The following is a 24,732-nucleotide window of genomic DNA, read 5'->3' as shown; positions in this document are numbered from 1 at the left end:
TCTGCGTCGAGATCGACGTTCTGTCGCGATCTACTCGCACTTACGCTGCGAATCGTCGGTTTGGGCGAGGGTTAGCCTTCTGCGGCGAGCTGACCGCAGGCCGCCGCAATCTCACGTCCGCGGGTATCCCGCACCGTGCACGACACCCCCTGGGCCTTGACCCGGCGGACGAACTCGCGTTCGGCCGGCTTCGGGCTGGCATCCCATTCACTGCCCGGCGTCGGGTTGAGCGGGATCAGGTTGACGTGGACCAGCGGTCCGAGCGCCTTGTGCAGCTTCTTGCCCAGCAGGTCGGCTCGCCACGGCTGGTCGTTGACGTCGCGGATCAGCGCGTACTCGATCGACACCCGCCGGCCGGTCGCAGCGGCGTAGTAGCGGGCCGCGTCGAGAACCTCGCTGACCTTCCAGCGGTTGTTCACCGGCACCAGGGTGTCGCGCAGTTCGTCGTCGGGCGTGTGCAACGACACCGCCAGCGTCACGCCCAGATGCTCGTCGGCGAGCTTGCGGATCGCCGGTGCCAGTCCGACGGTCGACACCGTCACCGACCGGGCCGAGATGCCAAAGCCCTCCGGCGGCGCGGCGATGATGCGTTGCACCGTCGCCAGCGTCCGCCCGTAATTGGCCAGCGGCTCGCCCATCCCCATGAACACCACGTTGGAGAGCCGCTCACCGAACTCGTCGCGCGACGTCACCGCCGCCGCCCGCACCTGCTCAAGGATCTCGGCGGTGCTCAGGTTGCGGGTCAGCCCACCCTGGCCGGTCGCGCAGAACGGGCACGCCATCCCGCAGCCGGCCTGCGACGAGATGCACACCGTGTTGCGGTTCGGGTAGCGCATCAGCACCGACTCGAACGTGGTGCCATCGTGGGCGCGCCACAACGTCTTTCGGGTCTCCCCCGCGTCGCATTCGATCTCTTTGGCCACCGACAGCAGCTTCGGGAACAGCGCGTCGGCGACGGTGTCGCGCACCGCGGCCGGCAGATCGGTCATCTGTTGGGGGTCGGCCAGCAGCCGCCCGTAGTACTGCTGGGCCAGCTGCTTGGCGCGAAACGCCGGCAGCCCGAGCTCGGCGACCGCGGCCGCGCGACCCTCGGCGTCGAGGTCGGCGAGATGGCGCGGCGGCATCGCACGCCGGGGCGCCTCGAAGACCAGCTCTTGTTTCATTAGGTCCAGTATCCCGCACGGCGGGCCAGGATCAGGCCAGCAGCGTCAGCACGATCCAACCAGCGACCGCCGCGGGCAGCATCGCGTCGATGCGGTCCATGATCCCGCCGTGGCCCGGAAGCAGCGTTCCCATGTCCTTGATGCCCAGGTCGCGCTTGACCTGGGACTCGACCAGGTCGCCAAGCACGCCGGTGACCACCAGCATCAACCCGAGCGGCACGCCGACCCAGGCCGGCTTGCCCAGCAGGAAGGTCACCGACAACACCGCCGCGGCGATGCCGAACAGCAGTGAGCCACCGAGGCCCTCCCAGGATTTCTTCGGGCTGATCGCCGGCACGAGCAGGTGCTTGCCGAACAGCACGCCTGCGGTGTAGCCGCCGATATCGGCGAACACGACGGTGGCGATCACGGTGAAGACCCGGGCACCGCCGTTGTCCTGGAAGATCAGCAGCGCGGTGAAACTCGCGAACAACGGCACCCAGGTGGCCAGCAGGACGGTGGCGGCGATATCACGCAGATAGTTGACCGGCTGTTCGCGCAGGCCTTGGCCGAGCAGGCGCCACACCATGGCGACCACGATCGTGCCGCCGTAGGCGCCCAGCGTCCCGGGGACGCCCCAGGGCCACGCCAGCCAGATCATCGCCTGGCCGCCGACCAGCAGCGGCACGACGGGCATCACGTACCCGTGTTCGCGCAGCCGGCGCACCACCTCGTGGGTGGCGATGGCGATGGCGATGGCCAGCAGCGGGAGCCACCACTTCGGCGCGAACAGCAGGCTGCCGATCGCCATGGCGCCCAGCGCTGCACCGACGGCGATGGCAGCGGGCAGATCGCGGCCGGCGCGAGAGGTCTTCTTCTCCGGCGCGGGACCGGGTGCGCCGGATTCGGTGTCTGCCACAGGCAATGGTTGCTGAGCGGTCATCAGACCTCCAGCAGCTCGCCTTCTTTGTGCTTGACCAATTCGTCGACCTGGCCGACGTAGGTCGCAGTGGCCTTGTCCAAATCCTTCTCCGCGCGGCCGACCTCGTCCTCGCCGGCCTCGCCGTCCTTACGGATGCGGTGCAGTTCTTCCATCGCGCGACGCCGGATGTTGCGCACCGACACCTTGGCGTCCTCGCCCTTGGATTTGGCCTGCTTGACCAGATCCCGGCGACGTTCCTCGGTCAGCTGCGGGATCGACACCCTGATGATGTTGCCGTCGTTGGTGGGGTTGACGCCCATGTCGGAGTTGCGGATGGCGTCCTCGATCGCGCGCAACTGCGAGGCCTCATAGGGCTTGATGACGACCATCCGCGCCTCGGGAACGTTCACACTCGACAGCTGCGTGATCGGAGTCGGTGAGCCGTAGTAGTCGACGACGACACGCGCGAACATGCCGGGGTTGGCCCGTCCGGTCCGGATGGACGAGAGGTCATCACGGGCGACCGCGACGGCCTTCTCCATTTTCTCTTCGGCATCGAAGAGAGCCTCTTCAATCATGTGCGCCTTCCTCAGCTGACCAGAGTTCCGATCTTCTCACCTGCGACCGCCCGGGCGATATTCCCGTCGGTCAGCAGGTTGAAGACCAGGATCGGCATGCCGTTGTCCATACACAAACTGAACGCGGTGGCGTCGGCAACCTGAAGGCCGCGGTCGATCACCTCGCGGTGGCTGATCTCGGTGAGCATCTCCGCGTTCGGGTCCGTCCGCGGGTCGGCGGTGAAGACCCCGTCGACCGCCTTGGCCATCAGCACAATGTCGGCGCGAATCTCCAGGGCGCGCTGCGCGGCGGTGGTGTCGGTGGAGAAATACGGCAGCCCCATGCCTGCGCCGAAGATCACCACGCGACCCTTCTCCAGGTGGCGCACCGCGCGCAACGGGATGTAGGGCTCGGCGACCTGACCCATGGTGATTGCGGTCTGCACCCGGGTGACGATGCCTTCCTTCTCCAGAAAATCTTGCAGCGCAAGGCTATTCATCACGGTGCCGAGCATTCCCATGTAGTCCGACCGGGTGCGTTCCATCCCGCGCTGCTGCAGCTGGGCGCCGCGGAAAAAGTTTCCGCCACCGATCACGACCGCGACCTGCGCACCGCTGCGCACCACTTCGGCGATCTGGCGGGCGACCAAGGCGACGACGTCGGGATCCAGCCCGACCGACCCACCGCCGAACATCTCCCCGCCGAGCTTGAGCACCACCCTGTTGAAATGCGGCCGCAGTTCCTGCGAATGCGTCGCCGTCTCCCCCATCAGACTCCTCCGAAATAGTCGGGCTCCTGGCATGAGAGTGCCATCCCGGCGACATTCGGGACGGCACTTCCATCCTGCCTTATCGGCGAAGCCTGCGATTTCCCGGGTTATCGCTGGTGCGGGTCACCAGAGCACGGCGATCGCCGCCGCCGCCAGCGACAACACCCCGACCGCGACGAACACCGGACGCGGGACGGGCTCACCGGTGCGCCGTTGCCGCGCATTGCCCATGCCCAGCAGGCCACCGATCACGACCAGCAGCGCTAGCTTGACCCCAATTTTGGGGTAGTTCAAGACAATTCCCGCCGGCCACGGTGCCGCCAGCGCGAATCCGGTGAGCAATGAGACCAGCAGGCCGTAGTCCATGGTCCGCGTGGTCCGGAATCGCCGCGCCGCTGCCTCGGCCACCCACGCGCCGAAGGTGACGGCGAACCCGACGATGTGCACCAAGACGACTACATGGCGTAGTAGTTCCACGCCGTCAGCCTACGACACGCCGCTGATCAGCCAAGGTGCGCCGACAACAGCCACGCCGGCATCGATTTGCGGCCGCCTGCCTCGTCCCGCAGATCGCCGCCGGCGAACTCGACCATCGTCGCCATGCCCTCGGGCACGTTGGCATGGATGCGCGCGGGGCGGATCTCGTCGATCACCCAGTACGGCTCGACCGCAGCACGCAATTCGTCGGCAGTCACCGGATGCGCGGGCCCGTTGGCCGGCATCGCGCCCGCGTCGAAGACCAGCACGAAGTACGACGCGCCCGGCGCGGCCGCCCGCACGATCGACCGCTGGTAGCCGTCGCGGAGCTCCACCGGCATCGAATGGAACAGCGTCGAGTCGACTATGGTGCCGAACCGGCCGTCGTAGCCACCGAAGTCGCTGATGTTGGCGACCTCGAAGGTCGCATTGGTCACGCCGCGCTTGGCGGCCTCGGCGCGCGCCAGCTCGATCGCCGTCGGCGACAGGTCCAGCCCGACGGTGGTGACGCCACGCTCGGCGAGGAACAGCGAGACCGCCGCCTCCCCGCAGCCGGCGTCGAGGACGTCGCCGTGGAACTTGCCCGCCTCGATGAGTGCGGCGATTTCAGGCTGCGGCTCGTCGATGCTCCACGGCGGCCGGAAGCCCTCGAACTCCGGAGCCGCGCGCTGGTATGCCGAATCAAAGAGATCTTCAGGTGTGCTCATACCTCCACGAATATCAACTGAGTTGATATATGTCAATATCATTGACATGACTGGAGCCCATGACGAGCCGCTGGGCTACCTGCTGCATCGGGTGGCTTCGGCACTGCGCGCCGAAGTGACGGCCACCGCGCTCGAACCGGTGGGCCTGTCGTTCCCGCAGTACATCTGCATGCGGATTCTGTCCAAGTTCCCCGACCGCTCCAATGCCGAGCTGGCCCGCGACACCGGGGTCTCGCCGCAGGCGATGAACATGGTGCTGCGCAGCCTCGAGGAACGCGCACTGGTGAGCCGCCCGGCCAGCGTGGACTCGGGACGCTCGCTGCCTGCGAAGCTGACCCGCGCCGGCGTCGAGTTACTGGCGACCACCGACGCCGGGGTGCGGGCCTCCGAGCAACGGTTGATGGCGGGCCTGAGCGCCGAACAGCGGCGAGAATTCCGCAAAATCCTCGCCGCCCTCGGCGCTAGCTAGTGATGGCTGTGGCACCCCTTCGGCGGTGACGGCGGCAGATCCAGCGCCGGGTTGCCGTCGAAGAACCCGATCGGCTTCAGGTGGAAGCCCACATACGCGCACGGCATCACCGGCCAGTCCTCCGGCCGGACGATGTGGTGAGCGCCCAGGGTGTACCAAAGCACCACATCGGTGTCCTCCAGCGGTGCGTCGTCCGCGATGAACTCCGGCAGGCCCTGGGCATCCGCCGACTGGTACATGTAGTCGCCGGCGGCGAACCTCTCGTTCGACTCGTACTTCGTCACCCACAGGTTGTGCTGGACGAACTTCGCTCGGTCGTAGATGTAGGACCCTTCCTGCACCATCACCGGAACGATCTCGCGCGGCACCAGCTTGTAGGCAACCGGGCTGCCGAGTTCGTTCTTCTTGGCCGGGTTGGTCACCTTCCAGTACCGGCCGGTGTTCCAGTTCCAGTCCCTGGCACCGTCGGCTTCCGATGCCACCAAGGTGTCCCTGGTGATCCAGGCGTTCTTGTGTGGATTCAGCTCCGGATCGGGTTCCGGAATCGAATCCACCTCGTACACACTGTTTTTCGCGCCGTCCACGCTCATGTCGAGGCGGAAGTTGAAGAAGTGCTGGTGATTCGGGCCGTAGATGCCTGGCGCGACCAGCTTGCCCCAGCGCGGCGACTCCCCTGCTTCGACCGCACCGGTGGTGAGTACGCCGGAAAGCTTGACCTCGACCTCGATCGACGCGTCGTTGTAGAAGTACCAGAAGAAGCCGTACTCGTAGTTGCCGACGGTGCAGATCATCGAGACGACCAGCCGGCGCGAACGCCGGACCTCGACCTCATTGGTGCGGAAATCCGTGTGCTTCCAGGAGATTCCGTAGTCTTCCTCATGCATGCAGATGGCGTTCGGAATCGTCACCGCATTGCCGTCGGAATCGTTGACCGTGCCGTCGAAGTATTTGATCTCACCGAGACAGTCGCACCCCAGCGTGAGTGGATTGGCCGAGAACCCCATCCCCACTTCGCCCATGTCGAACACGTTCTTGTTCCAGTGGGTCGGCGAGGTGTCGCCGTAGGGCACCACCATTTCCGAGAGCGAACCCCGGTACAGGATCGGCCGCGTTTCGCCGCGGTCGGTGTAGGTCACCTCGTGGATGGTGATGCCCTCCCGTGGGTTGAAACCCAGTCGCAACGACCACTTTTGCCACTGCACGCGCCAGCCGTCGACGGTGAAGCTCGGCCCATCGGGCTGGGTAATGTCGATGGTCTTGACGTCGTCGCGGAACTCGGTGAACGCCGGCCGGTTGTCCTCGTCGAACATGAACTCCGCCGAGTAGTTGCCGGCCTTCGGCGGTAGCGGCACCACCCCGTGGTCCTCCACCTCGAGCACGGTCATGGTGTCGAGGTCGAACGTCACGATCACACCTTCCACCGGACGCGCGTAGCCGTGTTCGGATGCCGCGGCGCGCATGAACGTCAGCGGCCGACAGATCAGTGGCGAGTTCTCGTAGTGGTCCTGGGCGCCGTAATAGCCGGCCGGCCAGGGGTCGATCATCGCCAGGTGGAAATCGGTGATGCCGCGCTTGAGCATCGCGTCCTGCCACCGGGGGTCGGCGCGCACCACCTCCTCCACCCCGGTCATGTGCTCGACCAGATACGACGGGAAGCGGCCAGGGATCGCCGTCCACGACTCCACCACCCGGGCACCGATGTCAACGACCGACTCGTAGACCAGCTTGACCGCCGCGTCGTACATCGTGATGAACGCCCGCCGCGGCACGTCGGACATCGCTTCGAAGGTGAGCTGCGCGTTCTTATCTGGTTCCGCGAGCTGGATCATCACGAATCTCAGTGTCGGACTGGCATATTCAGAGTCCTTGACGACGGCCGCGGCGGTCTCGATCTCGGCCCCGGTCAACGGGTCGAGCGGGTAACAGGCACGGTCGTCGGTCATCGCCGTGCTCAGCACGGTGCTGTCCATGGTCATATCGGGCTAAACCGCCTCAGGGCTAGGTGCTTCGGACTTCTTGAGATCCAGCACGGCCAGGTGCGCCAGTGCGTCCTCTTGGGTCATCTTGTGGGCCGAACGGCGGCCGAAGATGTAGACGACCACGCCAAGGGCGAACATGCCCATCGCGATGCTGCCGGTCCACGTCATCCAGGTGCTGTCGGGAACATCCGCGATCCACGACTTGGCGAACGAGTAGTAGATACCACCGATGGTGCCCACCGAGCCGATGACGACGACGATCCACACGCCCACCGTGCCGCCGGGGATCCGCCAGAACTTCTCTGCCGCATAGCGATCGGCGTATTTCTTGCGGGCGATGATGACCGGGACCAGGAAGAAGAACCCGGAGATCAACCAGGCGATGGACAGACCGCCCTGCAGGAACACAGTGACGTTGGCCATGCTGCTCTGGGAGTACAGGCCCACGATGATCAGCGACGACAGCACACCCTGGATGAGGATCGCCGTCACCGGGTTGCGGGTGCGCGGGTTGAGGTGGGTGAAGACCCGCGGCAGGTGACGCTCCAGACCGGAGACGAAGACCAGTCGCGAGTAGGTGACCTGGTAGCTCATCAACGCCACGAACACGATGCAGGCCAACACGACAGCCGCCACTTCCATCACGCCCTTGGGCGCGGCGGTGCCGAGCATGCCGATGACCCCGGTTACCGGATTTACCTGGTCGGCCGGCAGCACCATGATGGTGCCCAGCGTGGTCAACAGGTAAATCAGGATCAGCGCAATCGACCCGTACACCACCATCTTCGGCCCGCTCTTGCGCACCGAAAGGAACTCCGCGCCCATGTTGTACGGCGTCTCGACACCGACCAGGTAGAGCAGCACGGTGCCGTACAAGAAACCGGCGCCGGCGAAGTCGGGCACCAGCGCGGCATGCGCGGTGAACTCCTGGGCCGACCCGTTGCGGATCGCATAGATGATGCCCGAGACGAAGATGACGGCGGTCAAAACTCCGTACACGATGAAGACGCCACTCATGATGCGCTGGTTGGCCGCCAGTCTGGCGAGGGCCAAGCCGACCACGGCCCACAGCAGCACCACCTGCAGGATGATGGACAGGGTCAGTCCGAGCTCGGCGTGGAAGGCGAGCAGCAGGAACTGCAGGATGATCGCCGGCGACGAGGCCGAGTTGAGCACCACCGGGATCCAGGACAGGTAGCCGCCGATGAATCCCCATGTCTCGCCCATGGTCCGGGTGGCCCAGATGTACACACCACCTTCACCGGGCCACAGGTTGCCAAGTTCGGCGACCGCCATGCCCGCGGGGATCAAGAAGGTGAGGATGCCGAGAATCCACATCGGGATCGCGGTCCAGCCACCGGCCGCCATGATCGACGAGCCGGTGATCCAGCAGATGATGAAGACATAGGTGGCCGTGAGGCCGAAGGTCGTCATCACCTTCGGCAGCACCTGCTCGGGGACGAGCTCTGTGGTCAGAAGCTTGTCGCGCCGAGCCGGCGCTGGCGCCTCGAGTTCTTGCGTCATGTGTTACTTCCAATCCCGTTGGATCAGTTGATGATGTGTCCGTCTCGCATCCGGACTACACGGCTCGCTTCGTCGGCCACCGTGGGATCATGGGTGCTCGCGACGACCGTGACGCCCATCGTCGAGCACAGGTCGCGCAGCATGCGCACCACCGTCTCCCCCGTGCGGTGGTCCAGATTTGCAGTCGGTTCGTCGGCCAGGACCAGCGTCGGGCTGCTGATCAGCGACCGCGCGATCGCGGTGCGCTGCTGCTCACCGCCGGACATCTTGGTCGGCTGGTGGTGCACCCGGTGGCTGAGGCCGACGAGGTCGAGCAGTTCGAGCGCCCGCTTACGCAGTGACTTCCGGTCGTAGGGCTCGAACATCAGTGGCAGTTCGACATTTTCGACCGCCGACAGGAACGGGATCAGGTTGTAGCTCTGGAAGATGAACCCGATCGTGTCGTGGCGCAGGGAAGCGAACTGGCTTTCGGTCAGTTTGGCGGTGTCGCGGCCGGCGATCATCACTGAGCCTTTGGTCGGCCGGTCCAGACCGCCGATGATGTTCAGCAGTGTCGACTTGCCACTACCGCTTGGACCCATCAGGCAGACGAATTCACCCGGCATGACGGTCAATTCGGCGGCGATGAGGGCCTTGACCACTTCGTCGCCGAGCTTGTGCAGTTTCCACACGTCGCTGATCTCGATCACCGGCGACGGCTCGGGTGCCGGTGCGAGGTCCGGGCTGGCGTCTTCGACTGCGGTCATGTCTAACCTCCGGTCGACAGGGAGCGAATGGGGGGACGCGACGCCGCGGTCCAGGTGGGCACGACGCTGGTAGCCAGGGCGGCGAGGATGCTCACCGCGACGGCGATCGACGCACCGAAGCCGATGCCGCCCGGCGACACCCCGGTGGGCACGAGGCCCAGCGCGCCAAGCGCGATGGCGGCGATGACCGCAAGCACCACACCGACCAAGGCGCCGAGGACGGCGGCGACCGCGGGTTCGACTAGCAGCGCGGCGATTACGGATCGGCGCGGCACACCGGTGGCGCCGAGCACACCGAGTTCGCGGGTGCGGTGCGCGATCGTGCGGGTGGTCGCGACCGCCACCTCGACGACGCCGACCAGCAGCACGGTGATCGCGATCAGGATGACCGCCCGGCCGATTTCGGCGGCGTGGCCCAGCGACGCCGACTGGGCCTGGATGCCCGCCGACATCCCGAAGACGATGACGACCAGGAACGCGCCGGTCGCGGTGGTGACGATCGGCAGCACCATCTCCCCGACCCGCCGCCGCGCGGCCAGCCAGCCGTAGGACAGTCCGAACTTGATCATCAGCGGCCTCCGAGCAGGTCGACCGGACGGTTCTGCAGCAAGCGGTGCACGGGTATCAGCGCACCGACGATCGACATCGCCGGCAGGAAACCCGCGACCATGCCGGCGGCCTGCAGCCAGGCGATCGGGGTGGCGATGCCCGGAATGACCAGCCACACAGCGATTCCCGCAGTGAGCACACCCAGCACGTAGGCCGCCACGAAGACGACGGCGCTCTCCACCAGGAAGAAATAGAGCACCTCGTCGGCCAGGCCGATGCTGGACATGATGCCGAATTCCCGCCGGCGCTCCTGCACCGCGGCCAGAAACGACGACACCGCGATGATGAATCCCAGCACCAGGCCGATGATCGAGATGATCCCGAGGGTGGAGCTGGTGACCTTGCCGGAGAACAGGGCCGAGTACTTCTGGTCGAATGTCAGTGGCCCGTTGCCGCCCACCGTGTCATAGATCAGTCCGGCTTCGGCGGGATCCGGCGTGATGGACGGGTCGGAGGTCGACGGCAGACCGACCGCGCCGCCGAAGGTGGTGCCGAGGCTGCGGCTCTTCTCCTGACCGGCCGGTGCGTTGATCGTCCACCAGCCGTTGTCACCAACGATGGTGCGGGCAAGAGGTTCCGCGACCGTCACCGACTGGCCGCCGGCACTGACCGTCACCTGAAGATCCTGGCCGCCGACGGCGATGCGGTCGCCGTCGTGCTTGCCCAGTCGCTGCGCCACCTCGGAGCCCAAAACCGCTCGGCCGTCCGGGGTTTCGTCACTACCCCGCAGTGACACCGGAGTTCCGTTGATGTCGGTGGTCCCGGAGAGCGTCTTGATCGCCCGCCACCCCTCAGAGGCCGCGATCGCAGGCGCCGGCCCGTCGGCAACGAGGGCCTGCACAGCGCTGTCGTAGTGCACGCCCGCGGCGGGAACCGCCCACAGCTGGGCACCACCCAGCACGTCGGTCACCGAGTCCGCGCCGGTGATGGCGAAGCTCGACGAGATGGTGCGCACCACCGTCACACAGGTGAGGGCCAGTGCGATGCCGAGAACAGACAGCACAAACCGCTCGGGCCTGCGGCGGATGTTCGCCCAGGCAAACCGGAGAAGACACACAATGGTGTTGTTCCCGGATGAGGTGGCGAGCATCGATGGCCGCGAAATCACTGTGGAGGCAGAGGTTTCCACAACGACAATATTCGGGTCGCCCTGTTTCGCGGACCGCAGCCGCTGATGTCGGCCGGGTTAAGTGAACCGGCGCGCTGTTAAATCAACGTGTCCGCTCTACAGGTGCGGCCACGGCGTGGCCGCCTCGAGTTCGTAGGCCAGCTCCAGCAGCCTGCGCTCGTGGCCCATCGGCCCGGAAAACATCATGCCGACCGGCATGCCCGATGCGGATTGGGCCAGCGGCAACGAGATTGCCGGTTCTCCCGTCGCGTTCTGCAGCGGCGTGAACGCCACCCAGTCGATCAGGCGATCCATGATCTGCTGATAGTCCGCGGTGGGATCCAGGTGCCCGATGCGGGGCGTCTCCTCGGCCAGCGTGGGCATCAGCAGCACGTCGTAGGTCTGGTAGAGCCGGGCGGTGACCCGCCGCAGCCGGCGCAGCCGCGTGATGGCGATCGGCAACTTGTGCAGGTTGCGGCTGGCGTGCCGGTCGAGCCCCAGGGTCAGATTGTCCAGCTTGGACTTGTCGAAACTCTCACCGAATGTCTTGCGCCCGGTACGAACGAGCTGCATCGCCAGCAGTGCCCAGTACAACAGGAAGTCGTCCAAGAAATAGCGCGGCACCGGAGGCTGGTCAAGGTATTCGATGCTATGGCCAAGGCCCGCAAGCAGTTCGGCGGTCTGCAGGGTGAGATCGCGGACGCTGGGTGCGGCTTCCCGATTGACCGATTGAGTAATCACCGCGATGCGCAACCGGGCGGTGCCCGGGCCGGTGACGGCGCCGATCGGTTCCAGCTTGCGGTTGCGCCGGATCCGTTCGGCTTCTCGGTAGAACGCGGCGGTATCGCGCACTGTGCGGGTCAGCACCCCGTCGCTGACGATGCGCACCGGCATCTGGCGGTACAGCTTGTCCTGTGGCAGCCGGCCGCGGGAGGGTTTGAGGCCGACAAGGCCGTTGCACGCGGCGGGGATCCGGATGGAACCGCCGCCGTCGTTGGCATGGGCGATGGGCACGACGCCGGCGGCGACGAACGCGGCCGACCCTGACGACGACGCCGCGGCGGTGAAGTCGGTGTCCCACGGATTGCGCACCGGGCCAAGGCGGGGATGCTCAGCCGAGGCGCTGAACCCGAATTCCGAAAGCTGCGTCTTGCCCAGCGGCACCAGCCCGGTGGAAAGGAAGAAACTGGCGAAGTCGCCGTTCGCGGGTTGCGCTCGGGGCTCCCACGCGTCGGTGCCCTGCATCGTCGGCATCCCCTCGACTTCGACGTTGTCCTTGATGAACGTCGGCACCCCGTCGAAATACCCGCGGCCACCCGCGTACGCGCGGGCCAGCGCGCGCTCGAAGGTCGCGTGCGCCAGGCCGTTGAGAATCGGGTTGACCTTCTCGGTGCGGGCAATGGCGGCCTCGACGAGCTCGGGACGCGACACCTTGCCGGTGCGGAGCGCGTCGACCAGGCCTACGGCATCGAGGTCACCAAGCGCGTCGTCACCGAAGGCGTGCACATGCTGCATTCGCCCGACGCTAGCAGACACGTGTTCAATAACGGTCCGGCCTACTGGGGAAGGTCGGCTGCCACCGCTTCCAACGCCGCCAGGTGGCCGTCGACCCCACCCAAACCGGCGCCCATCGTGTTGATCGAGACGTGTGTGGCACCGGCAGCTGCCCAGGTTTCCAGATCCTGACCCACCCGGCCGCCGGACCAGTCGACCCGGCCCTCCATGCCCAGCGCCGCGGGGTCGCGCCCGGCGGCCACTGCGGCGCGCTCCACCGCCGCGCGCGCCTCTTCGAGCCCGTGTCCGGGGGGCACCATCGGGAACCAGCCGTCGCCAAGGCGTCCCGCCCGCTCGTAGGCGCGCTCGGACGCTGCGCCGAACCACACCGGGATGGGTCGCTGAATCGGCAACGGCGCCAGGCCCGCACCGGTGACCGTGTGATAGCGCCCCTCGACGGTGACGCTGGGTTCGGTCCAGAGCCGGCGCATCACGTCGACCTGCTCCTCGGATCGGCGCCCACGGTTGGAGAAGTCCTCACCGAGCGCCTCGTACTCAACGGCGTTCCAGCCCAACCCAACTCCGAGTCGCAGCCGTCCGCCGCTGAGCAGGTCCACCTCGGCGGCCTGCTTGGCGACCAGGGCGGTCTGGCGCTGCGGAAGGATGATGACGCCGGTCACCAGTTCCAGCGCCGTCGTGACGGCCGCGAGGTAGCCGAACATCACCAGCGGTTCGTGGAAAGTGGTGCGGACGTCATACGGGCCCGCCCAGCCTTGGTGCACCTCGGGATCGGCGCCCAGCACGTGGTCGTAGGCCAGGATGTGGGTGAACCCCAATTCCTCGACCCGCTGACCGTAGGCGCGGACCGCGCCGGCGTCGCCGCCGAGTTCAGTTTGGGGGAAGGTGACTCCGATGCGCATGGCTCATCCAACCGCGGATGGGCGGGGATGCTTCCCGACTACTGCGGCGGTGCCACGTTCGATACCGCGAATTCCGACGTGTCGGAGGTGCAGCTCAAGACAACGGGCAGCGTCATGGCATTGCCGGTGTAGCAGGTGAAGGGCCCGATCTGCTGGTACTTGTCACCTTCGGCCAGGTATTGACTGGCGGTGGCATACGCGTCGCCGCACGAAATGGGACCGTCGACGACATTGATCTGGGATTGATTCTGCGGCGGACAGCTGACGCCCGGGTCCGCAGAGCTAATAGCGGTGCTCCCCATCAGCAACGCCGCACCAGCGACGGGAACGATAAACACCCTGATGAACATGGCACAAGTGTCACACGCGTAACGCCACCGCGTTCGGCTTTGTCCGGAGATGGCAAAACCCCGCGTCTCCGGGATCGCCGGAAATGACGCGGGGTTTTCCAGTGGGCGGCGTGATGTGCCACCCAAGCTTTGTCAGGCCTGACCGACCTCGAACCGGGCGAACCGGGTCACTGTCACGCCGGCCTCGTCGAGGAGCGCCTTGACGCTCTTCTTGCTGTCGGACACCGACGGCTGCTCGAGCAGCACGACATCCTTGTAGAAACCGGTGACCCGGCCCTCGATGATCTTGGGCAGCGCCTGCTCGGGCTTGCCCTCGGCCTTGGCCGTCTCCTCGGCGATGTGGCGTTCGTTGGCCACGATGTCCTCGGGGACGTCGTCACGCGTCAGGTACTTGGCCTTCAGCGCGGCGATCTGCAAGGCCACCGAGTGTGCGGCGTCCTTAGCTTTCGCGGCGTCACCGGTGAACTCGACCAGCACACCCACCGCGGGCGGCAGGTCAGCAGCGCGCTTGTGCAGGTAGGCCTCGACGTTGCCGTCGAAGTACGCCGCGCGACGCAGCTCGAGCTTCTCGCCGATCTTTGCCGACAGCTCCGCGATCGCCTGCTCGACGGTCTTGTCACCGATCTTGGCGGCCTTGAGGGCCTCCACATCGGCGGCCTTCGCCGCAGCGGCTGCATCCACTACGTCGTTAGCCAGCTGTTGGAACTCGGCATTCTTGGCGACGAAGTCGGTCTCGGAGTTGAGCTCGATCAGGGCACCGCCCTTGGCGGCGACCAGGCCCTCGGCGGTGGCGCGCTCAGCGCGCTTGCCGACGTCCTTGGCGCCCTTGATGCGAAGCGCCTCGACGGCCTTGTCGTAATCGCCGTCGTTGTCGGCCAGGGCGTTCTTGCAGGCGAGCATGCCCGCACCGGTGAGCTCCCGAAGCCGCTTGACGTCGGCAGCGGTGTAGTTAGCCATGTGGCCCTTCCTATGACTTAAGAAGCGTCAGTGGTGGTTTCAGTGGCGGCCGGCCCAGCGTCACTGGGGGCCGTCGCGGTTGCACTGGCCAGGAGCTCCTGCTCCCACTCGGCCAGCGGTTCGGCCGCACCTTCGGGCTTGTCGCCCGAACCGGCGCCCGAGCGAGCCTTCAGACCCTCGGCCACTGCGGAGGCGATGACCTTGGTCAGCAGGGCTGCCGAGCGGATCGCGTCGTCGTTACCCGGGATCGGGTAGTTCACCTGATCGGGATCGCAGTTGGTGTCCAGGATCGCGATGACCGGGATGCCCAGCTTGATGGCCTCGGAGACCGCGAGGTGCTCCTTGTTGGTGTCGACGACCCAGATCGCCGACGGAACCTTGGCCATGTCCCGGATACCGCCGAGGCTGCGCTCGAGCTTGTTCTTCTCCCGGGTCAGCATCAGGATTTCCTTCTTGGTGCGACCCTCGAAGCCACCGGTCTGCTCCATACCCTCAAGTTCCTTGAGGCGCTGCAGGCGCTTGTGCACGGTGGAGAAGTTGGTGAGCATGCCGCCCAGCCAGCGCTGGTTCACGTACGGCATGCCGACGCGGGTCGCCTCTTCGGCGATGGACTCCTGCGCCTGCTTCTTGGTGCCGACGAACATGATGCTGCCGCCGTGGGCGACGGTCTCTTTGACGAACTCGTACGCCTGATCGATGTAGGTCAGCGTCTGCTGCAAGTCGATGATGTAGATGCCATTGCGGTCGGTGAAGATGAACCGCTTCATCTTGGGGTTCCAGCGACGGGTCTGATGCCCGAAGTGGGTGCCGCTGTCAAGCAGCTGCTTCATTGTTACGACAGCCATGGTTGGCTCATATTCCTTTGTGTCAGTTGTCGCCCGGCTTCGGGTGAAGCCATGCCCTGGCGCCTGAGGCATACCGACCCGCGGACGGGACCAACCGGTATGCGTGATGCAAGTCGACGTGGCGAACTTGCGAACAGACGCGCGAAGTCAACCCGCTCGCGCGAGTTGCGGGTCAAAGTTTACACCGCCGCAACGGGTGCTTTGTCCACAGCGCCGGGCCGGTGCACAGGACCGGCTTTTGGGCCTTTCGGATCTGCGCCTGGGCGGCTGAGCTGGGGTGATGCGCGTCATCGCGATGGTTGCGGCGGCCGTGCTGCTCTGCGCCGGGGTCGGCCGGGCCGAAACGGGACGACTGGTGTGGCCGCTGCGGCCACCACCGACGATGACCAGGGCGTTTGACGCGCCGTCACCGGACTGGCAACGCGGGCATCGCGGGGTGGACCTGGCCGGGGTGCCGGGGCAGCCGGTGTACGCCGCCGGACCGGCGACGGTGGTGTTCGCCGGCACGCTGGCCGGGCGGCCGGTGGTGTCGCTCGCCCATCCCGGCGGGCTGCACACCAGCTACGAGCCGGTCGAGGCTTCGGTGCGGGCGGGCCAGCTCGTGGACTCCTCGACGGTGCTGGGCCGGCTGATGCCTGGTCACGCGGGCTGCCCGGCCGCGGCGTGCCTGCACTGGGGTGCGATGTGGGGTCCGGCATCGCGGGCCGATTACGTCGACCCGCTGGGGCTGCTGGCGTCGACGCCGATCCGGCTCAAGCCGCTGGCGGGACTCGGCCGTTAGCGCGAGCGTGCGTGTCTAGCCGAGCTGGTAGGAGTCTCGCGACACGGTGAAGGACCTGAAGGTCTTGCTGTCGACACAGGTCACTCCTGCGGGCTCGACCGAGCAGGTGATGCTGCCCATCGATCGCTGCTCGCCGTAGGCGATGGTCGGTGGCGCGTATTGGCCGGTGAAGAAGAGTTGGCTCATCACGAACCCGAAGCAGGGCGCTTGGCCCTCGGCGAGCTGAAGATTCTCGCCTCCCGGTTCGCCGATCGCGCCGGGAACGTTGGCGCGGGGGCAGACGTCAGATTGCGGAGCGACCCAACTGTGCTCGTTCGCCTTGCACCACGCATAGGCCGACCCCTCCGGTGTACTACCGAGCTGGCAGCCGACGTTGCTGGATGCCGACAGAAACTGGAAGCTGGAAACCTCCGCGTGGGCTTTCGGCGCCAGGACCCCCGTCGTCAACGCGGCGGCCACCGTGATCATCGCGATCTTGTACATGTGGGAAGTACACCTGGCTCGCATCGCCTACCGAACCCAAATTCACACATCAGTCGCGCGGTTGACCTGGCCCCGCGGGCGGGCGTACGTAGGCTGGATATCGATGAGCATCGCTCCCGACACGACCGTCGTCCTCGGCCACCGATTCGCCACCGAGCTGCCCGAAATCGCGCTGGCTTGGCAGGCCGAGTCCGCGCCCGAGCCGCGACTGCTTGCGCTCAACGAGTCGCTGGCCGTCGAACTGGGGCTTGATCCCGCCTGGCTGCGAAGCCCCGACGGAATCGGTCTTCTTGTCGGGACCCGATTGCCCGCGGACGCTCAACCGATTGCGCAGGGATATGCCGGCCACCAGTTCGGCGGCTGGGTGCCACGCCTCGGCGACGGTCGCGCTCTGCTGCTCGGGGAGCTCGTGGACACCACGCAGCAGTTACGCGATCTGCATCTGAAGGGATCGGGGCGCACTCCGTTCGCTCGCGGCGGAGACGGTCTGGCGGCCGTCGGCCCGATGCTGCGCGAATACCTCATCAGCGAAGCGATGCACGCGCTCGGCATTCCGACCACGCGCTCGCTGTCCGTCGTCGCCACCGGGCGCACCGTCCATCGCGAGACCACACTGGACGGCGCCGTCCTCGCCCGCGTCGCGGCCAGTCATCTGCGCGTCGGCAGCTTCCAATACGTCGCGGCCGCAGACGATCTCGCGGTGCTGCGCCGGCTCGCCGATCATGCGATCAGCAGGCACTACCCCACCGTCGCCGGCGCTGACAATCCGTATCTTGGGTTGCTCGAATCGGTGATCGCCGCGCAGGCGGAACTCATGGCGAAGTGGATGCTGGTCGGTTTCATTCACGGCGTGATGAACACCGACAACATGACGATCTCGGGCGAGACGATCGACTACGGCCCGTGCGCGTTCATGGACGCCTTCGACCCGAAGACGGTGTTCAGCTCGATCGACTCACAGGGCCGTTACGCCTACGGCAACCAGCCGGCGATCGCCCTATGGAATCTCACTCGCCTGGCCGAAGCACTGCTGCCGCTGATCGCCGAAGACCAGGAGCACGGGGTCGCGCTGGCCACGGCCGCGCTGCAGGAATTTCCGCAGCTGTACACGGCGGCGTGGTCGAGGGGCATGCGCAGGAAACTCGGGCTCGGTGACGCGGTCGAGGACGCGGTTGTCCGGCAACTCGTCGACGAACTGTTGGAGCTGCTCGAGACTGAGCGCGCCGACTACACCTCCTTCTTCCGCCGTCTCGCGAGTGACGTCGTCGAGCCGGCGTTCGAAGAGTGGGCCAGCCGGTGGCGCAGCCTTGGCCCGGGTATGGCGGCGATGCAGCGGGTCAACCCCGTCTACATTCCGCGCAATCACCTGGTCGAGGAGGCGCTGGTCGCCGGCGCGGCCGGCGACATGGAGCCGTTCGACCGGCTACTCACGGTGCTCAGCTCTCCCTACGGCGAACGGCCGGGGTTCGAGCGCTACGCCGAGCCCGCTCCCGACGAGTTCGGACAGTGTTTCCAAACCTTCTGCGGCACTTAAGTTTTCAGGCGCGCGGGTGGGCCTGGTCGTGCACGGCCCGCAGGCGCGCGACGGTCACGTGGGTGTAGAGCTGCGTGGTGGCCAGCGAGGAATGGCCCAGGATTTCCTGGACGATGCGCAGGTCAGCCCCACCTTCGAGGAGATGGGTCGCGGCGCTGTGCCGCAGGCCGTGCGGACCGATGTCGGGTGCGCCGTCGACCGCTGACATCGTCTGATGCACGACGGTGCGGGCCTGGCGCGGGTCAAGCCGCCGGCCCCTGGGGCCGAGCAGCAGTGCGGGGCCGGAGTCGTTGTTGACCAGTTCGGGTCTGCCGTCGGTCAGCCACGCCGTCAGCGCGGAAAGCGCAGGCGCCCCGAACGGGACGGTGCGCTGTTTGTTGCCCTTGCCCAGCACACGCAGCAGTCGCCGGCTGGTGTCGACGTCGTCGACATCGAGCCCGCACAGCTCACTGACGCGGATGCCGGTGGCGTAGAGCAGCTCCACAATCAGCCGGTCGCGCAGCGCCAGCGGGTCGCCCTGCTCGGCGCCGAGGTCGGCGGCGGCCATGGCGGCCAGCGCCTGGTCCTGGCGCAGCACCGCGGGCAGCGTGCGGCGAGCCTTGGGCAGCTGCAGGCGGACCGCGGGGTCCTCGGTCAGCAGACCGCGGCGGGTGGCCCAGGCGGTGAATGTCTTGACCGCCGAGGTACGACGGGCCAGCGTCGTACGGGCCGCGCCGCCTGCCGATTGCGCGGCCAGCCACGACCGCAGGATCGGCAGGGTCAGCCCGGTCAGCCCGCCGCCGGGGGCACGCTCGTCGACGAAGGCGAACAGCGAGCGTAGGTCGGTGAGATAGGCCCGGGTGGTGTGCTCGGAGCGGGCGCGCTCCAGCGCCAGATGCTCGGCGTAGTCGTCGAGGATCGCCGCGTAGTCGCCGGGGTCCACTCCCCTACGGTTGCATCACTGTGGCCGTCTCACCCGCTCGCGGCGGGCGTGTCCGGACGTCGTGACCATTCCGTTGTGGTCGCTAGTCCTTGCCGCCTTCAGCGTCGGCCAATTCCTTCTTCCACTGCCGGAAGGTTTCTTCGGTCCGGCCGCGCCGCCAATAGCCGGAGATGGACGCCCATTTGGCGTCGACACCGCGCTCCTTGCGAATGTAGGGCCGCAGGTTGTGCATGACCGCCTGGGCTTCCCCGTGGATGAAGACCTGGACCTGTCCGGGCAGCCAGAGAGTGGTGGTGACGGCCTCGACCAGCGGGGCGTTGTCGCCGGCCCGCTCATCGCCGACCAGATCGGCGCGGCCGCCGCGATAAATCCAATTGATCGCGACGGATTCCGGTGCAGTCAGCTCGATCTGGTCGTCAGGTCCGGCGACCTCAATGAAGACCTTCCCGATCGCATTGGGCGGCAAGGCTTCCAGCGCCGCACTGATCGCAGGAAGGCCGGCTTCGTCACCGGCCAACAGATGCCAGTCGGCGCCCGGGTCGGGTGAGTATGCCCCGCTGGGGCCCATCAGGTAGATGGTGTCGCCCGCTTTGGCCGCCGCCGCCCACGGTCCAGCGACACCGTGGTCGCCGTGCACCACGAAGTCGACGGTGATCTGCCGAGCCTCGGGATCGACCCGGCGCACCGTGTAGGTGCGCACGGTGGGCTGCAGCTCGGCAGGCAGCTTCTTGAAACTGTCCAGGGTCAGCGGCCGCTTCAGCTTCGCGACATCGACGTCGTCGCGCAAAAACACGAACTTGACGTAGGAGTCGGTGAACTCAACGGGCTTGAAGGTTTCGAAGCCAGTGCCACCGAGGACGACGCGCACCATGTGCGGTGCGAGCTGCTCGGTACTGACGACCTGAAATGTGTGTAGTGGTCGACCCGCCACATCGCCTCCCGACGAAAATCGTTTAGCCAACCGAATCGACTATACGTTCCGACCTTGTGTTCGGGCTGGCTACGCCGGTCAGGCCGGCTTGCGGACCAGCTTCCAACAGCCGTCCTCGCGGCGGGCAAGGCCGGCGATCTCCAGCATCGCCAGCGGCCCGAGGACTCCGGTCGGTGGCAGACCCGATGCCACCGCGATCTCGTCGGCGCTGAGCGTGCCACGCCCCGGCAGCGCCTCGTAGACCTGCTTCTCGGCCTCGCTCAGGCCGTCGAGCGGTCCGGTCGGCCGCGGCTCCTCGTCCGCGAATTCGCCTGCCCGTCCGACCAATTCGACGACCTCCTCGGCGCGGGTCACCAACTCCGCCCCGTTGCGCAACAGGATGTGGCATCCGGTCGACGACGCCGAGGTCACCGGACCGGGCACCGCGCACACCACCCGGCCCAACGCCCGCGCCCACGCGGCCGTGTTCGCAGCCCCGCTGCGCACCCCCGCCTCGACCACCACGGTGGCCGTCCCCAACGCCGCCACCAGCCGATTGCGGGTCAAGAAACGGTGCCGCGCCGGGCGCACGCCCGGTGGATATTCCGTGAGCAGCAGGCCCGAGGTGCTGATCCGATGCAACAGCGACGAGTGTCCCGCTGGGTACAAGACATCGATGCCGCCTGCGAGGACAGCCACCGTCTCACCCTCGACCGACAGCGCCGCACGGTGCGCCGCGCCGTCGATCCCGTACGCCCCACCCGAGACGACGGCAACCTCACGCTCGGCCAGCCCGGCCGCCAGGTCCGCCGCGACATGCTCGCCATAGCCGGACGCAGCGCGAGTTCCGACGATCGCCGCGGACCGTTCGGCGATCTCGTCGAGGCGGGCCGGACCGATCGCCCACAGCGCCAGAGGTGGCCGACCGTTCGGCTTGTCCCGCACGGCCGATCCACCGAACGCCGCAAAGGCAAGCACCGGCCATTCATCATCGTCGGGAGTGATCAACCGGCCTCCACGGCGCTCGAGCAGGTCCAGATCCGCTTCTGCCGCATGGATATCGCGCCGCGCAGCGGTGCGCTCCCTCAACGCAGGACTCAGCTCACCCGCGGCCACCCGATACGAGGCCTGCACCGGCCCGACTTCGGCAACCAGCGCAGCGATCTCGTCGCACGGCGGTTCGGCCACCCGGGACAGATACGCCCAGGCCAAGGTTCTGACGTCGCCGCTCACGGCTTGACCTCCCCCTGACGGAAGCTCAACGCCACCGCCACGTCGTCGACACTCGGCATCGTGCGTCCAGCCAAATCCGCCAAAGTCCACGCCACGCGCAATGACCGGTCGACACCTCGGATGCTCAACACCCCGCGTTCCAGTGCCGTCTTCAGCGGCGCCATTGCGGTGGCGTCGAGCCGAAATTTTCGGCGCAACACCGCACCGGTCACCTCGGCATTGGTGGTGAAGCCGTACCGACGCCAGCGATCGGCGGCCGCCGCGCGGGCCTGGGCAACCCGATCACGCACGGCTGCGGTGCTTTCCGCGGCGTCCGGGGTGAAGGCACCGGCCCGCACCATATGCATCTCGACCCGTAGATCGACGCGGTCCATCAACGGACCGGACAACTTGCCCAGATAGCGGCGCTTCTGCACCGACGAGCAGATGCAGTCGCGCGGGTCAGCCTGTGCACAGGCACACGGATTCGCGGCCAGCACCAGCTGGAACCGCGCCGGATAACACGCCACGCCATCGCGGCGGGCGAGGCGAATCTCGCCGTCCTCCAACGGCGTTCGCAGTGACTCCAGAACACTGACCCGGATTTCGGCGCACTCGTCGAGAAAGAGCACGCCGCGGTGCGCGCGGCTGACCGCACCGGGGCGGGCCAGGCCCGAGCCGCCGCCGACCAACGCCGCCACACTCGACGAATGATGCGGCGCGATGAAGGGCGGGCAGGTGATCAGCGGGGTGCTCTCCGTGAGCAACCCGACCACCGAGTGGATCGCGGTCACTTCGAGCGCCTCACTCTCGGTGAGCTCGGGCAATAGTCCCGGAAGCCGTTGGGCCAGCATGGTTTTTCCGACCCCGGGCGGCCCGGTGAGCATCAGATGATGCGCCCCGGCAGCGGCGACCTCGACGGCGAACCGGGCATGGGTCTGCCCCACCACATCAGCGAGATCGGCGCCGGACTCGACCGGCCGTGGAGCTGCATCGACGCGTTCATCGAGCACGGCCGCACCTTTGAGCCAGCCATGCAGCTGCTGAAGTGTCTGCACCCCAAGCACTTCGATACCATCGACAAGACTGGCTTCGGCAAGGTTGGCAACCGGTACGACCACGGTCGGCCAGCCCTGTCGTTTGGCGGCCAGCACCGCAGGCAGTACGCCCCGCACCGGGCGGACGCGTCCGTCAAGCGCCAGCTCCCCCAGCAACACCGACTTCTCCAGCCGATCCCACGGGTTCTTACTGCTGGCCGACAACACCGCCGCGGCGATCGCAATGTCGTACAGCGAACCAATCTTGGGCAGGGTGGCCGGTGACAAGGCCAGTACGAGCCGTGACTGCGGCCAGTCGTTGCCGCAGTTGGTGATTGCCGCGCGCACCCGGTCGCGGGACTCGCGCAATGCGGCGTCGGGCAGGCCGACCAGGAACACACCCGGCAGGCCTGAGGAGATGTGCGCTTCGATCTCGACGATCTCGCCGTCCAAGCCGCGTACCGCGACCGAGTAAGCCCGCCCCAGCGCCATCAGCCGACCCCGCGCAGGTGGGTGATCTCCGGGGTGCGCTGGCGGCCAATACGAATCCCGATCACGTCGATCCGAATCGCCGCCCAACTCTGATCCTGTCCGGCCAGCCAGATCCCGGCCAGCCGGCGTATGCGACGCACTTTGACCGGTGTGACCGCGTACTCCCAGCCACCGAACCCGTCACCGGTGCGGGTCTTGACCTCAACGAAGACCACTGTGCGGTCAGGGCCGGCGGCGATCACATCCAGCTCGCCATACCGGCACCGCCAGTTGCGGGCCACGATCCGCAAACCCAGGGAGGTCAGGTGCTCGACCGCCAACTGCTCCCCCAGCGCACCGAGCTGGTTGCGCGTCAACGTCGTCATGGGAGCAGCGTCGACCAACCAACCGACACCTGCGAACGTCGATCAGCCGGAAAACTCCGAAACACGCTGAGTTATCCCCAGATCCGCGCTCATCCCCCGAGGACGTCGAAGCGGCCCCACGCCACAAAGGCGAATGCACAGATGAACACAACATCACCGAGCATCAGGCCCCATTCGCTGCGGCGGAAGCGAGTCGTGGCCGCACCGGCCATGAACAACATCAGCCCGGTTGCCGCCAGCGGGACCAGTATCGGCGCAACGTTGAAAAACGCGGGAAGCACCAGCCCCGCCGCGCCGATGAGTTTGATCGTTCCTATCGCTTTGATATGAGCCGGGCTGAAGTCGTCGACCCAATGCTGGCTCGCCGAGAGCGCCCGATAACGGGCTTTACTCAGTAGGACCTGGCTAGCACCGCCGACGGCGAATGCGGCGGCAAGTACTCCGGCAACGACCCATAGCACTGCGTTCATGTTCCCGCTTTCTGTGGTTACCTCAGTCCGTGCGGACTCGTCATTGGTGATGACGGGTTCCACCGACGCGAGGTAACAACATGAGCCATGAGGCCAGCATCGAGCCGCAATTCGAGTCCCAGCGAGGACGCCTGCTGACGATTGCGCACCGGATCCTCGGTTCCTACGCCGACGCCGAGGACGCTGTGCAGGAGACGTGGCTGCGATTTTCTCGGCAGGACCCGGCATCGATCGACAACCCCGCCGGCTGGCTCACCACGGTGGTCGGTCGTATCTGCATCGACATGTTGCGTGCTCGCGCCGCTAGGGCCGAGGTCCCGTTCGGCGATGATGCGCCCGAACTCGTCGTGGTCGACGACGTTGATGCGCCCGAAGATTCCGCTGTGCTGGCAGATCTGGTCGGCATCGCGTTGTTGTCTGTGCTGGGTTCACTCGGACCCGAAGAACGGCTGGCATTCGTTCTGCACGACATGTTCGCCGTTCCCTTCACCGACATCGCCGGAATCGTCGGCAAATCGGCGGACGCGGCGAAGATGGCCGCAAGCCGCGCGCGGCGCAAAGTACGCGCGGCGCCGACGACGCCGTCAGCCCTTCACGAGCAGCGTGCCGTCGTCGACGCGTTCCTGCGGGCCGCCCGCGACGGTGACTTCGAGGCCTTGCTCGAGGTGCTGGCGCCCGACCTCAGGTGGGAACAGCACACCGCACGCGGAGTCACCGTCACCGTCGGGGCCGCCGAAGTGATCGACGTGGTGCGACGCGGCGGACGCGCGAAGGTGACCGCCCGCCGTGTTCTGGTCAACGGGAAGCCGGGCATCGCCGCGTGGAGCACCAAGGGCACACCGCTCGGCATCATGGTGTGCACGGTGACAAACGGACGGCTGACAGCCATCACGTCGATCGCCGACCCCGCGCGTCTGGCGACATTGGACCTGCCGAAGCCGTAGCGGCCG

27 protein-coding genes are annotated in these 24,732 nt (G+C 66.7%); 4 read left to right on the top strand and 23 right to left on the bottom strand.

Going from position 1 to position 24,732, the window contains the following annotated elements:
* Positions 1-71: 71 nt before the first annotated feature.
* From rlmN to SLQ31_RS10695, 6 genes are all read right to left on the bottom strand, one after another.
* Positions 72-1,163: a 23S rRNA (adenine(2503)-C(2))-methyltransferase RlmN gene (gene rlmN / locus SLQ31_RS10720; RefSeq protein WP_319432135.1), complete on the bottom strand. Its 1,092-nt coding sequence runs from the start codon at positions 1,161-1,163 to the stop codon at positions 72-74.
* Positions 1,164-1,194: 31 nt separating this feature from the next.
* Positions 1,195-2,085: a phosphatidate cytidylyltransferase gene (locus SLQ31_RS10715; RefSeq protein ID WP_319432133.1), complete on the bottom strand. Its 891-nt coding sequence runs from the start codon at positions 2,083-2,085 to the stop codon at positions 1,195-1,197.
* Positions 2,085-2,642 carry a ribosome recycling factor gene (gene frr, locus SLQ31_RS10710; RefSeq protein WP_319432132.1) on the bottom strand — a complete coding sequence of 186 codons (558 nt, stop codon included), beginning with the start codon at positions 2,640-2,642 and terminating at the stop codon, positions 2,085-2,087. The genes SLQ31_RS10715 and frr overlap by 1 nt, the downstream gene beginning before the upstream one ends.
* A gap of 11 nt (positions 2,643-2,653) precedes the next feature.
* On the bottom strand, positions 2,654-3,391 hold the full coding sequence (gene pyrH, locus SLQ31_RS10705) for a UMP kinase (protein WP_319432130.1): 738 nt from the start codon (positions 3,389-3,391) through the stop codon (positions 2,654-2,656).
* Between the two features lie 123 nt (positions 3,392-3,514).
* The gene (locus SLQ31_RS10700) at positions 3,515-3,868 is read right to left on the bottom strand and encodes a Fe-S protein (RefSeq protein ID WP_319432128.1); all 354 of its coding nucleotides are present in this window, start codon (positions 3,866-3,868) and stop codon (positions 3,515-3,517) included.
* A 26-nt stretch (positions 3,869-3,894) separates the two neighbouring features.
* Positions 3,895-4,575 carry a class I SAM-dependent methyltransferase gene (locus SLQ31_RS10695; protein ID WP_319432126.1) on the bottom strand — a complete coding sequence of 227 codons (681 nt, stop codon included), beginning with the start codon at positions 4,573-4,575 and terminating at the stop codon, positions 3,895-3,897.
* 46 nt (positions 4,576-4,621) lie between these two features.
* Here SLQ31_RS10695 and SLQ31_RS10690 point away from each other — a divergent pair, with 46 nt between their 5' ends.
* On the top strand, positions 4,622-5,044 hold the full coding sequence (locus SLQ31_RS10690) for a MarR family winged helix-turn-helix transcriptional regulator (protein WP_319432124.1): 423 nt from the start codon (positions 4,622-4,624) through the stop codon (positions 5,042-5,044).
* Here the strand turns inward: SLQ31_RS10690 and SLQ31_RS10685 are convergent.
* The 10 genes from SLQ31_RS10685 to rpsB form a co-directional block, all read right to left on the bottom strand.
* Positions 5,041-7,020, bottom strand: a complete 1,980-nt coding sequence (locus tag SLQ31_RS10685; RefSeq protein WP_319432122.1) for a primary-amine oxidase — start codon at positions 7,018-7,020, stop codon at positions 5,041-5,043. The genes SLQ31_RS10690 and SLQ31_RS10685 overlap by 4 nt on opposite strands.
* A gap of 6 nt (positions 7,021-7,026) precedes the next feature.
* Entirely contained in the window at positions 7,027-8,547 is a 1,521-nt protein-coding gene (locus SLQ31_RS10680; protein WP_319432120.1) for an APC family permease, read from the bottom strand.
* Positions 8,548-8,570: 23 nt separating this feature from the next.
* Positions 8,571-9,293: an ABC transporter ATP-binding protein gene (locus SLQ31_RS10675; RefSeq protein ID WP_319432118.1), complete on the bottom strand. Its 723-nt coding sequence runs from the start codon at positions 9,291-9,293 to the stop codon at positions 8,571-8,573.
* Positions 9,294-9,295: 2 nt separating this feature from the next.
* Entirely contained in the window at positions 9,296-9,862 is a 567-nt protein-coding gene (locus SLQ31_RS10670; RefSeq protein ID WP_319432116.1) for an ABC transporter permease, read from the bottom strand.
* The gene (locus SLQ31_RS10665; RefSeq protein ID WP_319432114.1) at positions 9,862-10,992 is read right to left on the bottom strand and encodes an ABC transporter permease; all 1,131 of its coding nucleotides are present in this window, start codon (positions 10,990-10,992) and stop codon (positions 9,862-9,864) included. Before SLQ31_RS10665 ends, SLQ31_RS10670 begins: the two co-directional genes overlap by 1 nt.
* Before the next feature lie 135 nt (positions 10,993-11,127).
* Entirely contained in the window at positions 11,128-12,525 is a 1,398-nt protein-coding gene (locus SLQ31_RS10660) for an amidase (RefSeq protein ID WP_319432112.1), read from the bottom strand.
* 41 nt (positions 12,526-12,566) lie between these two features.
* A complete protein-coding gene (locus SLQ31_RS10655) occupies positions 12,567-13,424 on the bottom strand; it encodes an LLM class F420-dependent oxidoreductase (RefSeq protein WP_319432110.1) in 858 nt (285 codons plus the stop codon).
* Positions 13,425-13,462: 38 nt separating this feature from the next.
* Entirely contained in the window at positions 13,463-13,774 is a 312-nt protein-coding gene (locus tag SLQ31_RS10650; protein WP_319432109.1) for a hypothetical protein, read from the bottom strand.
* Positions 13,775-13,906: 132 nt separating this feature from the next.
* A complete protein-coding gene (gene tsf / locus SLQ31_RS10645) occupies positions 13,907-14,731 on the bottom strand; it encodes a translation elongation factor Ts (RefSeq protein ID WP_319432107.1) in 825 nt (274 codons plus the stop codon).
* A gap of 17 nt (positions 14,732-14,748) precedes the next feature.
* Positions 14,749-15,576 carry a 30S ribosomal protein S2 gene (gene rpsB, locus SLQ31_RS10640; protein WP_319432105.1) on the bottom strand — a complete coding sequence of 276 codons (828 nt, stop codon included), beginning with the start codon at positions 15,574-15,576 and terminating at the stop codon, positions 14,749-14,751.
* A gap of 295 nt (positions 15,577-15,871) precedes the next feature.
* Between rpsB and SLQ31_RS10635 the strand changes: the two genes are divergently transcribed.
* Positions 15,872-16,357: a M23 family metallopeptidase gene (locus SLQ31_RS10635; protein WP_413641950.1), complete on the top strand. Its 486-nt coding sequence runs from the start codon at positions 15,872-15,874 to the stop codon at positions 16,355-16,357.
* 15 nt (positions 16,358-16,372) lie between these two features.
* On the opposite strand, the gene SLQ31_RS10630 is transcribed toward SLQ31_RS10635, so the two are convergent.
* Positions 16,373-16,840 (bottom strand): hypothetical protein, encoded by a 468-nt coding sequence (locus SLQ31_RS10630; protein WP_319432103.1) that lies wholly within the window; start codon positions 16,838-16,840, stop codon positions 16,373-16,375.
* 103 nt (positions 16,841-16,943) lie between these two features.
* On the opposite strand from SLQ31_RS10630, the gene SLQ31_RS10625 reads away from it, so the two are divergent.
* Positions 16,944-18,374: a protein adenylyltransferase SelO gene (locus SLQ31_RS10625; protein ID WP_319432101.1), complete on the top strand. Its 1,431-nt coding sequence runs from the start codon at positions 16,944-16,946 to the stop codon at positions 18,372-18,374.
* Positions 18,375-18,378: 4 nt separating this feature from the next.
* On the opposite strand, the gene SLQ31_RS10620 is transcribed toward SLQ31_RS10625, so the two are convergent.
* From SLQ31_RS10620 to SLQ31_RS10595, 6 genes are all read right to left on the bottom strand, one after another.
* Entirely contained in the window at positions 18,379-19,296 is a 918-nt protein-coding gene (locus tag SLQ31_RS10620; RefSeq protein ID WP_319432098.1) for a tyrosine recombinase XerC, read from the bottom strand.
* Between the two features lie 82 nt (positions 19,297-19,378).
* Positions 19,379-20,227, bottom strand: coding sequence for a siderophore-interacting protein (locus SLQ31_RS10615; protein WP_319432097.1), 849 nt, complete (start codon positions 20,225-20,227; stop codon positions 19,379-19,381).
* A gap of 78 nt (positions 20,228-20,305) precedes the next feature.
* Positions 20,306-21,439, bottom strand: coding sequence for a DNA-processing protein DprA (dprA, locus tag SLQ31_RS10610; protein WP_319432095.1), 1,134 nt, complete (start codon positions 21,437-21,439; stop codon positions 20,306-20,308).
* Entirely contained in the window at positions 21,436-22,947 is a 1,512-nt protein-coding gene (locus SLQ31_RS10605) for a YifB family Mg chelatase-like AAA ATPase (protein WP_319432093.1), read from the bottom strand. Before SLQ31_RS10605 ends, dprA begins: the two co-directional genes overlap by 4 nt.
* A complete protein-coding gene (locus SLQ31_RS10600) occupies positions 22,947-23,312 on the bottom strand; it encodes a YraN family protein (RefSeq protein WP_319432091.1) in 366 nt (121 codons plus the stop codon). The genes SLQ31_RS10605 and SLQ31_RS10600 overlap by 1 nt, the downstream gene beginning before the upstream one ends.
* Before the next feature lie 89 nt (positions 23,313-23,401).
* A complete protein-coding gene (locus SLQ31_RS10595; protein WP_319432089.1) occupies positions 23,402-23,782 on the bottom strand; it encodes a DoxX family protein in 381 nt (126 codons plus the stop codon).
* Positions 23,783-23,862: 80 nt separating this feature from the next.
* On the opposite strand from SLQ31_RS10595, the gene SLQ31_RS10590 reads away from it, so the two are divergent.
* Positions 23,863-24,726 carry a sigma-70 family RNA polymerase sigma factor gene (locus SLQ31_RS10590; RefSeq protein WP_319432087.1) on the top strand — a complete coding sequence of 288 codons (864 nt, stop codon included), beginning with the start codon at positions 23,863-23,865 and terminating at the stop codon, positions 24,724-24,726.
* Positions 24,727-24,732: the final 6 nt, after the last annotated feature.

It is taken from the genome of Mycobacterium sp. RTGN5 (assembly GCF_033804465.1).
Taxonomy (GTDB): Bacteria; Actinomycetota; Actinomycetes; order Mycobacteriales; family Mycobacteriaceae; genus Mycobacterium.
This window is presented reverse-complemented; position numbering and strand designations above follow the sequence as displayed.

Coding starts and splice junctions, on each gene's coding strand:
- rlmN (WP_319432135.1), bottom strand. CDS start 1,163: ATGAAACAAGAGCTGGTCTTCGAGGCGCCCCGGCGTGCGATGCCGCCG.
- SLQ31_RS10715 (WP_319432133.1), bottom strand. CDS start 2,085: ATGACCGCTCAGCAACCATTGCCTGTGGCAGACACCGAATCCGGCGCA.
- frr (WP_319432132.1), bottom strand. CDS start 2,642: ATGATTGAAGAGGCTCTCTTCGATGCCGAAGAGAAAATGGAGAAGGCC.
- pyrH (WP_319432130.1), bottom strand. CDS start 3,391: ATGGGGGAGACGGCGACGCATTCGCAGGAACTGCGGCCGCATTTCAAC.
- SLQ31_RS10695 (WP_319432126.1), bottom strand. CDS start 4,575: ATGAGCACACCTGAAGATCTCTTTGATTCGGCATACCAGCGCGCGGCT.
- SLQ31_RS10690 (WP_319432124.1), top strand. CDS start 4,622: ATGACTGGAGCCCATGACGAGCCGCTGGGCTACCTGCTGCATCGGGTG.
- SLQ31_RS10685 (WP_319432122.1), bottom strand. CDS start 7,020: ATGACCATGGACAGCACCGTGCTGAGCACGGCGATGACCGACGACCGT.
- SLQ31_RS10680 (WP_319432120.1), bottom strand. CDS start 8,547: ATGACGCAAGAACTCGAGGCGCCAGCGCCGGCTCGGCGCGACAAGCTT.
- SLQ31_RS10675 (WP_319432118.1), bottom strand. CDS start 9,293: ATGACCGCAGTCGAAGACGCCAGCCCGGACCTCGCACCGGCACCCGAG.
- SLQ31_RS10670 (WP_319432116.1), bottom strand. CDS start 9,862: ATGATCAAGTTCGGACTGTCCTACGGCTGGCTGGCCGCGCGGCGGCGG.
- SLQ31_RS10665 (WP_319432114.1), bottom strand. CDS start 10,992: ATGCTCGCCACCTCATCCGGGAACAACACCATTGTGTGTCTTCTCCGG.
- SLQ31_RS10660 (WP_319432112.1), bottom strand. CDS start 12,525: ATGCAGCATGTGCACGCCTTCGGTGACGACGCGCTTGGTGACCTCGAT.
- SLQ31_RS10655 (WP_319432110.1), bottom strand. CDS start 13,424: ATGCGCATCGGAGTCACCTTCCCCCAAACTGAACTCGGCGGCGACGCC.
- SLQ31_RS10650 (WP_319432109.1), bottom strand. CDS start 13,774: ATGTTCATCAGGGTGTTTATCGTTCCCGTCGCTGGTGCGGCGTTGCTG.
- tsf (WP_319432107.1), bottom strand. CDS start 14,731: ATGGCTAACTACACCGCTGCCGACGTCAAGCGGCTTCGGGAGCTCACC.
- rpsB (WP_319432105.1), bottom strand. CDS start 15,576: ATGGCTGTCGTAACAATGAAGCAGCTGCTTGACAGCGGCACCCACTTC.
- SLQ31_RS10635 (WP_413641950.1), top strand. CDS start 15,872: ATGGTTGCGGCGGCCGTGCTGCTCTGCGCCGGGGTCGGCCGGGCCGAA.
- SLQ31_RS10630 (WP_319432103.1), bottom strand. CDS start 16,840: ATGTACAAGATCGCGATGATCACGGTGGCCGCCGCGTTGACGACGGGG.
- SLQ31_RS10625 (WP_319432101.1), top strand. CDS start 16,944: ATGAGCATCGCTCCCGACACGACCGTCGTCCTCGGCCACCGATTCGCC.
- SLQ31_RS10605 (WP_319432093.1), bottom strand. CDS start 22,947: ATGGCGCTGGGGCGGGCTTACTCGGTCGCGGTACGCGGCTTGGACGGC.
- SLQ31_RS10600 (WP_319432091.1), bottom strand. CDS start 23,312: ATGACGACGTTGACGCGCAACCAGCTCGGTGCGCTGGGGGAGCAGTTG.
- SLQ31_RS10595 (WP_319432089.1), bottom strand. CDS start 23,782: ATGAACGCAGTGCTATGGGTCGTTGCCGGAGTACTTGCCGCCGCATTC.
- SLQ31_RS10590 (WP_319432087.1), top strand. CDS start 23,863: ATGAGCCATGAGGCCAGCATCGAGCCGCAATTCGAGTCCCAGCGAGGA.